At 71.0% G+C, this 1,195-nt stretch carries 1 protein-coding gene; it reads right to left on the minus strand.

From position 1 onward, the window contains the following. Window positions 1-21: 21 nt before the first annotated feature. On the minus strand, window positions 22-1,188 hold the full coding sequence (locus ELR45_RS23420) for a CaiB/BaiF CoA transferase family protein (RefSeq protein ID WP_338069608.1): 1,167 nt from the start codon (window positions 1,186-1,188) through the stop codon (window positions 22-24). Window positions 1,189-1,195 lie beyond the last annotated feature (7 nt).

Below are 1,195 nucleotides of genomic sequence, written 5' to 3' on the forward strand. Positions count from 1 at the left end.
CCCGGGAGTTCCGGAACAGCATCAGACAACACCCGCCTGGCGCAGTGTGTGGACGCCTGCCTCGTCGTATCCCAGCTCGTGCAGCACCTCAGCGGTGTCCGCACCATGGCCACGGCCGCTGAACCGGACCCGGCCGGGCGTCTCGGACATCCTGAACAGCACATTCTGCATTGCCAGCTCGCCCAGGTCGGGATCGTCGACGCGCAACACCGTCCCGAGCGCCTCGAACTGCGGATCGGCGGCGATGTCGGACGCGTCGTAGATCGGGGCCACAGCGGCCTCGGCCTTCTCGAACTCCGCGACCACCTCGTCCCTGGTCCGCTCCGCCACCCACGCCGCCACCGCGCCGTCGAGCTCGTCGGCGTGCTCTACCCGTCCCGTGCCCGTCGCGAACCACGGCTCGTCGACGACGTCCGGCCGGCCCACCAGCCGTAGCACTCGCTCGGCGATGTTCTGCGAACTGGTCGAGACGGCCACCCACCGGCCGTCCGCGCACTGATACGTGTTGCGGGGAGCGTTGTTCACCGAGCGGTTCCCAGTCCGCGGCTGCACCGTGCCGAGCTGGTCCCACTGGGTCAGCTGCGGGCCGAGCATCGCCAGGATCGGCTCGACGATGGCCAGGTCTATCACCTGCCCGCGGCCGGTCGCGTGCCGGGCGTGCAGCGCCGTCATGACGGCGTACGAGGCGGCCAGCGACGCGATCCCGTCGGCCAGCCCGAACGGCGGCAGCGTGGGCGGGCCGTCCGGTTCGCCCGTCATCGCCGCGAATCCGCTCATCGCCTCAGCCAGCGTGCCGAACCCGGGCCGGCGCCGGTACGGCCCGGTCTGCCCGAACCCGGTCAGCCTGGCCAGCACCAGGCCCGGGTTGTCCGCGCTCAGCCGCTCGTAGCCCAGGTCCCACCGTTCCAGCGTGTCCGGCCGGAAGTTCTCGACGACGACGTCGGCGCCCGCTGCCAGCTTCCGGAACACCGCCTGCCCATCCGCCGACGACAGGTCCAGCGTCATCGCCCGTTTGTTCCGCCCGAGCGTCTTCGACCATAGGTTGTGTCCGTCCTTCGCGGCTCCATGACCTCGAGCCGGATCGGGACGGCGCGGATGCTCGACCTTCACCACGTCCGCGCCCATGTCGCCCAGGTGCATCGCCGTCAGCGGCCCGGCGAACAACGTCGACGCGTCGACCACGCGCAGACCGTCC

Source organism: Phytoactinopolyspora endophytica, assembly GCF_004138495.1.
Lineage (GTDB): Bacteria > Actinomycetota > Actinomycetes > Jiangellales > Jiangellaceae > Phytoactinopolyspora > Phytoactinopolyspora endophytica.